Source organism: Flavobacterium sp. (assembly GCF_029242675.1).
Lineage (GTDB): Bacteria > Bacteroidota > Bacteroidia > Flavobacteriales > Flavobacteriaceae > Flavobacterium.
This window is the reverse complement of record NZ_JAQWTM010000351.1, coordinates 1-9373: the sequence shown is the minus strand read 5'-3', so window position 1 is coordinate 9373 and position 9373 is coordinate 1. Positions and strand designations below refer to the sequence as shown.

General features: G+C 38.0%; 5 protein-coding genes and 1 pseudogene. 3 read left to right on the top strand and 3 right to left on the bottom strand.

Translation table 11 applies throughout. From position 1 onward, the window contains the following. Window positions 1-450 precede the first annotated feature (450 nt). Complete coding sequence (dnaE, locus tag P8M54_RS12870; protein WP_300288325.1) at window positions 451-3498, top strand: DNA polymerase III subunit alpha; 3048 nt, start codon at window positions 451-453, stop codon at window positions 3496-3498. A gap of 33 nt (window positions 3499-3531) precedes the next feature. On the opposite strand, the gene P8M54_RS12865 is transcribed toward dnaE, so the two are convergent. Next, complete coding sequence (locus P8M54_RS12865) at window positions 3532-4002, bottom strand: OsmC family protein (RefSeq protein ID WP_300288324.1); 471 nt, start codon at window positions 4000-4002, stop codon at window positions 3532-3534. A gap of 176 nt (window positions 4003-4178) precedes the next feature. On the opposite strand from P8M54_RS12865, the gene P8M54_RS12860 reads away from it, so the two are divergent. Together P8M54_RS12860 and P8M54_RS12855 are read left to right on the top strand one after the other, a co-directional pair. Further along, on the top strand, window positions 4179-5057 hold the full coding sequence (locus P8M54_RS12860; RefSeq protein ID WP_300288323.1) for a DMT family transporter: 879 nt from the start codon (window positions 4179-4181) through the stop codon (window positions 5055-5057). A 119-nt stretch (window positions 5058-5176) separates the two neighbouring features. Further along, on the top strand, window positions 5177-5659 hold the full coding sequence (locus P8M54_RS12855) for a hypothetical protein (protein WP_300288322.1): 483 nt from the start codon (window positions 5177-5179) through the stop codon (window positions 5657-5659). A gap of 113 nt (window positions 5660-5772) precedes the next feature. Here P8M54_RS12855 and P8M54_RS12850 read toward each other — a convergent pair whose 3' ends face one another. Together P8M54_RS12850 and P8M54_RS12845 are read right to left on the bottom strand one after the other, a co-directional pair. Then, window positions 5773-7926, bottom strand: coding sequence for a S9 family peptidase (locus P8M54_RS12850; protein WP_300288321.1), 2154 nt, complete (start codon window positions 7924-7926; stop codon window positions 5773-5775). Between the two features lie 221 nt (window positions 7927-8147). Next, window positions 8148-9353: pseudogene (locus P8M54_RS12845) on the bottom strand (aldehyde dehydrogenase family protein); the annotation flags it as partial. Window positions 9354-9373 lie beyond the last annotated feature (20 nt).

Sequence of the window (9373 nt, the reverse complement as noted above, 5' to 3'; positions counted from 1 at the left end):
AAGCTTCTTTAATAAAAATATACTATAAAATAACGTGTCGCTTGTCAGGCTGAGCTTGTCGAAGCCCTATTTACTAAACAACAATGATAGCGCTTCAATAAAATGCAAAACCTTTTTCAACGAAATACTTTAAAATAAATTGGAACACATATTTTATATTAAACCTATCTGCGAAAATCAGCTAAATCTGCGTGAAATAAAAAATAGTAAACCTGATGAAATAACTATTTAACAGATGTACAGAAAAAATTAGCACGCAGATTTCACAGATTTCTACAGATTTTTTATTGTTCATCAACGTGAAATAAAAGCATTAATCAAGTATTACCTGACGGACGAAAACCCAAATCCAACAAAGCATTTAAGAAACAGAATTCCTTCCCAATTTATCTGATAAAATCTGTGGAATCTGTGTTAAATAAAAAATACAAATATCATTTTATACCTATTATGTACCTCAACTGTCATTCTTTTCACTCCTTGCGCTACGGCACGATTCCGCTTGACGATCTAATCGAGAAAGCGGTTTGCTACGGTGTGACAGCTATGGCATTGACCGATATCAATACCGTTACGGGGATTTATGACTTTATTATCGGATGCAAAAAAGTAGGGATAAAACCGCTAGTTGGCATCGATTTTCGTTGGGATAATGAATTTCGATACATCGGTTTAGCCAAAAACGCGAGTGGACTGGCAGAGATGAATCGGTTTTTGACCAAGCACAATTTCGATCAAACTCCCCTACCTCTTGAAGCTCCTGCCTTTGAAGCGGTGATGGTTATTTACGCTTTCGCGAAAGCGCCACTGGTACTTAAAACCAATGAATATATAGGTATCCGCCCGGAAGAAGTAGGGAAATTGTTTGGCTACAAAGGCAGTTTAGATAAAATGGTAGTGCTACAACCCGTAACTTTCCGAACCAAAAAAGAATACCAATTACACAAAATTCTACGAGCGATTGATAACAATATTTTGTTGTCTAAATTGACTCCTCAAGACATCGCTACCCCTACAGAGGTTATGGTAACTGAGGAACGCTTGCGGGCGGTTTACAAAGACTATCCGCGATTACTTACCAATACGCAAATGGTTATGGAAAGTTGCGATTTTCAATATGATTTTTCGACTCCAAAAAACAAAAAACACTACACCAATTCAAGTGAAAGTGATATTGCCTTGCTCACCACTCTCGCACATCAAGGGATGGAATGGCGTTACGGTAAAGGACATACAGCTGCTTTAGCTAGGGTGCAAAAAGAATTAAAGGTAATTCACGAATTGCAATTTAGCGGCTACTTCTTGATCACTTGGGACATTATTCGCTACAGCAACAGCCGTGGTTTTTTACATATTGGACGAGGAAGTGGTGCCAACTCGATTATTGCCTATTGCTTGGGAATTACAGATATCTGCCCAATAGAACTCGACCTGTATTTTGAGCGTTTTTTGAATGAAAACCGCAAGAGTCCGCCCGATTTTGACATTGACTGGAGCTGGCAAGAACGCGACGTGATTCTGGAATACATATTTAATCGTTACGGATACGAAAATGTGGCTTTTTGTGGTACGAATGTCGAGTTCAAATACCGTTCGATATTTAGAGAAGTGGGCAAAGTTTTTGGTTTACCCAAAGAAGAATTAGACCATTTGGCCAAAAACCCGATGCGGTTGCAACAAACCAATAGTGTAGTACGAGAAGTGCAAGAGTACGGTATGTTGTTAGAAAAATACCCCAACCAACGCAGTATGCATTCGTGCGGAATCATCATTTCGGAAGAACCCATTACCAATTACACACCCTTAGAAATGCCTCCAAAAGGTTTCCCTATTGTGCTTTTTGATATGCATGTAGCCGAGGCGATTGGTTTCGAAAAATTCGATATTCTGAGTCAGCGCGGTATCGGGACTATTGATGACACGGTAAAATTAGTCGCCAAAAATAAAGGAATTCAGATTAATATTAGAGACACCCGAATCTCTAAAAACGAACCTAAAGCCAATACCTACTTATCAAAAGGCAATACGATAGGTTGTTTTTACATCGAGAGTCCTGCTATGCGTGGGTTGTTGCGTCGTTTAAAATGTGATAATTACAAAACCTTGGTGGCGGCTTCGTCAATCATTCGGCCTGGCGTGGCCAAGTCAGGTATGATGAAAGAGTATATTTTCAGGCATAATAATCCTTCTCAATTTGAATATTTCCATAAAGTATTCGAAGAGCAATTAGGCGAAACTTACGGTATTATGGTCTACCAAGAAGATGTAATCAAGATCGCGTTGCATTACGGTGGTTTGCCTGCTGCCGATGGTGATATTTTGCGTCGTGCCATGAGTGGAAAAGGACGTTCGCTAGCCGCTTTACAAAAAGTAAAAGACCATTTTTTTGCGAGTTGTGCCCAGCAAGGACATCCCGAAACACTGAGTCAAGAAATTTACCGACAGATAGAATCCTTTGCGGGTTATTCTTTTTGCAAAGCGCATTCGGCTTCGTATGCAGTGGAGAGTTACCAGAGTTTGTACCTCAAAGTGTATTATCCGGTTGAGTTTATGGTGGCGGTCATCAACAACCAAGGTGGTTTTTATCGCACGGAAGTCTACGTACACGAAGCGAGAATGGCGGGCGGAACCATTCATAATCCTTGTGTGAATAAAAGCGAATTGACCACCACTTTATATGGCAATGACATTTATTTGGGTTTTATGCATTTACAAGGCTTGGCGGAGAAATTGGCGGGAGAAATTGTGCGCGAAAGAGAGCGACAAGGCGATTACTTATCGTTGGAAGATTTTTGTAATCGGGTAAAAATCGGATTGGAAAGTCTGAAACTATTGATTTTTATAGGTGCTTTTCGTGAAACAGGGAAAACCAAAAACCAACTGCTTATTCTGGCGAGTTTATTGTTTAATTCGGCTCCAACCGATCATCAAATGCTCTTGTTGCATGAATCGGTTAAGGAATACCAACTACCTAAATTGGAGCGTTCTCGTTTTGAAGATGCTTTTGACGAAATAGAGCTCTTGGGTTTTCCCACTTCGTTTACGCCTTTTGATTTGTTACAGACGTCTTTTCGCGGAAGCGTAATGGCGCAGAATTTAATACAACATCATAAAAAACAGGTCCGAATGTTGGCCTATTTAATTTCGAGAAAACAAGTTCCTACCGCTAGAGGCACGATGTATTTTGGTACTTGGATCGACTATGAAGGTACTTATTTTGACACCACTCATTTTCCGGATAACTTGATCGAATATCCTTTTCAGGGTGGTGGCTGCTATTTGTTACTTGGTACTGTTGAAGTCGATTATCATTTTCCAACGCTTACCATCTTAAAAATGGCCAAACTCCCTTTTGTACCTGACCCAAGGTATTCAGACTCCAAAGACCATCAATTTATCACCCAACAACGCATGAAGGAGGATGTGAGTAGTACACAAAGAGCACCTTACCCGCAAGCGCATGAGATTAATTTACCAAGGTATAAAATGGGTGAGTAATTTATTTACGATTAAACTGTAAACAATCGATCGCTAAATAGCTTCACAACTGGCCTGATGCACTATAGGAAAATTGCAGGAGTTAGCAATAAAACAAAGTCTATTTGCTTCTACATGTAAGTGTATTGCAAGATCAATTTGTTCTTTTTCTTTTACAATAACAGTAGGAAACAATCGAACTTCAATAAATCGGCCTCCTCCAGTATCTAAAACCTCTAAAGTGGCCTCTGCATCATCTTGATAGGACAAAATCTCAATTCCGTTTTGCTGACATACATACAAATACGACATCATATGACAGGAAACTACACTGCTTAGTAGCAGGTCTTCAGGATTGTACAAGCTTGGGTCGCCTTTAAATGCTTTCGCTGCGGAAACGTGCAAGAGCTCTTTTCCTTCAATTACTACAGAATGACTTTTTGTATATTTTTTTGCTGTAGCAAAAGTCGATTCCTCCTTTAAAAGCCAGCTTAATTTAGCTTTAAAGACCTGTTTGAAACTCATATACCTTCTTTTTATTCAAATGTAATCAAAACACAGATAAATTGAAGCGCACAAAACCGTATTTTGCCATTGCAATTGGAAAATTATGAGGTGAAATTCAGAATACCAACACTTTAAAACTTACTTAGCTAATTCAATTTTTCGTAGTTTTACATTTTAATTTTGTACAAGACTAGGTGAAAAAAATTACTTTTAACATTTCCCCCATACCTGCAGTTCTTTTTGCTATAATCAGTGTTCAATCAGGAGCTGCCATTGCGAAAACACTTTTTCCAGCACTTGGCGCAGCGGCAACTGCTTCCTTGCGTATCGGAATTTCAGCTTTGTTACTATGGCTAGTATACCGACCCAATTTATTGAAGATAACTAGTCCACAATGGAAAGTGGTCATTCCTTACGGATTATCCTTAGGCGCAATGAACTTGATATTTTATTTAGCCATAGAACGCATTCCTATAGGATTAGCGGTTACATTAGAGTTTATAGGTCCACTAGTCGTTGCCGTTTTAGGTTCAAAGAGAATATTAGACTATTTATGGGTTCTTTTAGCAGCAGCAGGAATCGTTTTAATAGCACCCTGGTCTGATAATGGTGTGGATCTTTTAGGTGTTTTATTTGCCTTACTTGCAGGCGCACTGTGGGCTGCTTACATTGTATTAGGCGGAAAAATATCTAAAATAATGAAAGGCGGCGAAGCGGTTGCAGTAGGAATGCTTTTTGCAACTTTATTAATAGTACCCTTTGGAATTTTAGGTAACGGATTTCAGAATATGACTCCTAACTTTTTATATCTAGGTATTGCACTTGCTCTACTGTCCAGCGCTATTCCGTTTACACTCGAAATGCAAGCATTAGGACAATTACCGGCGCGCACTTTTAGCATCTTAATGAGTTTAGAGCCTGCGGCAGCCTCAGTTTGCGGTCTGCTTTTTTTACAGGAATATTTGACACCTAACGAAATTATAGCGGTGATTTGCGTCGTTATCGCATCCGTTGGGTCAACAATGACCTCTAAACTCAAAAAAAGAGATTCATTGGTAAAAAAAGAGATTTGATAGGTGTTTTACAAATCATCTAAAAAAAGTTTTGGTCCTATACATATAGCTTGGCATTTAATAAATTTGTAACTTAGCTAAAATGCTATTAAAATCATTAATTAATAAGAGACACTATTATGAAAAATGCTACTATTATGGGCTTACTCCTAGCTGTTATAGGACTAACCAGTTGTAAAAATGATGCCAGTAAAAAAGCAGAAGAAGCTACGAAAGCGGCAATCGAAACCCCTGTAAGTACTGAATGCTATAAAGCCATTTACGAGCAAGACACTCTTAATCTAAAAATTAATACACTGAAAGAAGGTAAAATTACTGGTGATCTAGAGATGAGAATCGAAAATATGCCAACAAAATTAGGTCAAATTGTGGGAGAATTTCGTGGAGATACCTTATTTGCGAGCTATACTTTTATTCAAGGTAGTAATGAAAAAAAGACCTTTAAAAACCCGATGGCTTTTTTGAAAAGCGGCGATGAACTAATTTTAGGTAATGGGAAAATCGAATTCTCATTAGGTGCTTCTTATTTTGCAAAAGGAGAACCAATTGATTTTGAAAATGTAAAATACAAATTCACGACTACCGAGTGTATCGAAAAATAAAGATAGTATCCTTATAAAACAACAAATCCCTACCGAATTCAGTAGGGATTTGTCGTTTATAGCAAAAGGTATTTTCCTCTAATTGGATTGCTTGTTATTATATACTACTATTTTTATTTTTCTAAAGTACGTTGGAAAAACTCATAGGTTCGCAACATTTGATCCATGCGTTGGCGGTTATCTCCATTTCTTGTAATTTCATGCGTCGCTCCTGGATGAACTACAAACTCAACAGGGCGATCTAAAACTTTTAAGCTTCTAAATAGCATTTCGGCCTGAATAAAACCGGTTCTTCTGTCGTTTCCACCGTGAAAAATTATAAATGGAGTGGTTATGTTTTGAACATAGTTTATAGGCGATTCCCGTGCTAAAATTTCTTTTACTTTCGGCTCCCATGGATATCCTCCAAAATAGTTAGGCACCAATCTCCAGGCATTACCCTCTCCAAAAAAGGTGTTTAAGTCATAGACACCTCGCTGTGCGCACGCGGCTTTAAATCGGTTATCGTGACTAATAATCCAAGCGGTAAGATAGCCCGCATACGATCCTCCTGTGATGAATAGCTTCGATTTATCTGCCCATCCTTCAGCAACTGTTTTATCTAGAGCAGTTAAAACATCGCTTGAAGGTCCTGTTCCCCAATCGTTAATATTGGCTTTCAAGAAATCCAATCCGTAACCTCCCGATCCTCTTGGATTGCTATAAACCACTCCATACCCCTTACTACAAAAATATTGGTATTCATGCCACATACTCGCCTCTCCTGGTCCCCACATTGCTGAAGGTCCGCCATGAATTTCTAAAAGCAATGGATATTTTTGATCGGTTTTAAAGTTGGAAGGTGGCATTACCCAATATTCTACTGTCATACCTTGTTCATTAGTAAAGGTCTTTTTAGTAGGGAATGATAATTTTTTAGAGAGAACCCAATCATTAAAATTACTTGATTTTTGTTCTTTCTTACCATTAGCATCGGCTAAATACAATTCGGAAGGATTGCTAACTTGAGTTTTAGAAAAAACTAGTGTATTATTATTTACATCAAAGCTAGTTATCCCCGCGTCTACGCTGGACAAAACTTCAATTTTTTTAGTTGCAATATTTAATTTGTGTAAAACATTACCACCATTCATTTGAGCAGTGAAATATAAAAACTTGTCATCTTTACTCCAAGTAAGATCGGAAATATTACGATCAAAAGGGATTGTTACAATCTCCTTTGCAGTTCCATCAATAGGCATTAGGGATAAAGTAGGTATGGTAACAAATGAGGTAGTACTTGCTAAAAACACGATCCACTTACCTGAATTTGACACAGTAGCTCCGCTGAACCTTTTACCAGCTTCTCCCAATAACAATTTAAAATTACTACCATTGGCATCCACCATAAAAATTTCAGTTTCTTGTGATCGATCTGCATTTTCAACCTCATCTACATCACCTGATAAAATAATTTGCTTGCCATCAGGGGTGTAATCAGCCGTACTAAGACTATAAAACCCTTTTGTAATCTCTTTTGGTTCGGTATTATTCCCAATACTTACTTCAAAAAAATGATTAAAATTGATGTCCGAAGACAAATTCGTTTCACTTTGAAAATTAAGTTTGTTCAATACCAAAGCCTTTTGGTCATCAGCATTTCTCTCCAAGAAAGCTCTAATTTCTGATAACGACCCATTGGGATTTGGTTTTGCAGTAGAGGCGCTTACATGTTCATTTTTTTCAAAACCTGGTTTCTCCATTTTCCAAGTCGGAATTGATTTAGCTGGATTCAAAATCGAATCGCGTACAAGATCTTTTAGTGGAATACTGGCTGAAAATAATATGCTATTTCCATCAGGTGACCATTTAGGATTGGCTGCTCCATATCTGAATTTTGTAATTTGCTTGGCTTCACCGCCCTCCATTGATAAGAGAAAAATTTGCATTTTCTCGCCAACTACACGACTAAATGCAATTGTTTTTCCATCAGGACTCCATACAGGCCTAGTTGCACTATCAGTTCCATAGGTTAATTGCTTTGGTGCACCTTTTCCGGTGGTGCTTACCGTATAAATATGTGTTTTGTATTTATAATCAATTTTACTTTTATCGTCCTCTTCAATTGAAGTGACTGTAAAGGCAGCTAGCTTAGCATCGGGACTTAAACTGACATTGTTTACCGTTTTTATTTTCAACATATCGGTAAGCAAAACAGGTTCTGTACCGTTTTGAGCCACAATAAACTGCAGTTGAAACAAAAACAATAACGCGATAATTTTTTTCATATTTTAGCTGTTTTTAGGTAATAAATTAGCATTTATAGCATCCAAAAATGAAACTATACAGTAAATATATAAATGTTTGAGGAAACAACCGTATGGACCTTGTACGAATTCCTTCTTTAGCCACATCAACTCGTTCTAAAATAAATACTAATGAAGATTTAAGCATAAAAAAACCGCCTGATCCAAAAGGAAGGGCGGTCTAGTTATGAACTGACGTTTATTTACAAAATATAATCAGTGGTAATGAAATTAGATTCAGCACTATTTAACAACGCTTGTAAAATTTCGTTGTTGTATTCATTGTCTTTTGATGCTACAAACGTCCTAATTGAAAACGAACGCAGTGCATCGTGTATACTTAACGTCCCCACAGCGGAGTCTTTACGACCGGTAAACGGATAAATATCGGGTCCTCTTTGACATGAACTGTTTAGGTTCACACGACACACTAAATTCACTAAAGTGTCAATTAATGGAGCCAATGTTTTGATATCTTTTCCAAACAAACTTACTTGCTGACCATAATTAGACTCTGCCATATCGTTCAAGGGCTCTTGAATATCATTAAAAGTCAAAATAGGCACCACTGGTCCAAATTGCTCTTCATGATACACACGCATCTCCTTGTTAATAGGATACAAAACTGCTGGGAAGATGTAATTTGCGCTGTGCTCTCCTCCTTTTTCGTTTATGACTTTAGCTCCATGTTTAACCGCGTCATCAATTAATTCTTGGATGTAGGCTGGCTTCTCTTTTTCTGGCAGTGGCGTTAACATCACTCCTTTTTCCCAAGGATTACCAAAAGTCAATGCATCCACTTTTGCTGCAAAGCGCTTATTGAATTCCACTGCTATATTTTCATGAACGTACAAAACCTTTAAAGCGGTACAACGCTGTCCGTTAAATGACAACGTACCTGCAATACATTCCTGAATTGCTAAATCAAGATCTGCATCCGGTAATATGATCGCGGGGTTTTTGGCCTCGAGCCCTAAAATTAAACGCAGTCTATTTTTATTTGGGTGTTGGTCTTGTAATGCTATTGCTGATTTACTATTTCCAATCAAAGCCAATACAGTTACTTTTCCGGATGCCATTATTGGCGAAGCTACTTCTCGACCTCTACCGTAAACAACATTGATGACACCAGCGGGAAAACTATTTCGGAAGGCTTCCATCAAAGGGGATAGTAACAAGACACCGTGCTTTGCTGGCTTAAACACCACTGTATTCCCCATGATTAAGGCTGGAATTAGCAGAGCAAAAGTCTCATTTAGAGGATAATTATACGGTCCTAAACACAATACAACACCTAATGGACCACGACGCACCATGGCATTCACACCTTGACTCTTGGTGAATTTAGCGCTATCACGATCTAACTTTTTATAGTCTTCGATTGTATCATAAATGTATTCAACCGTTCGAAAGCAATACTAAAGATAGA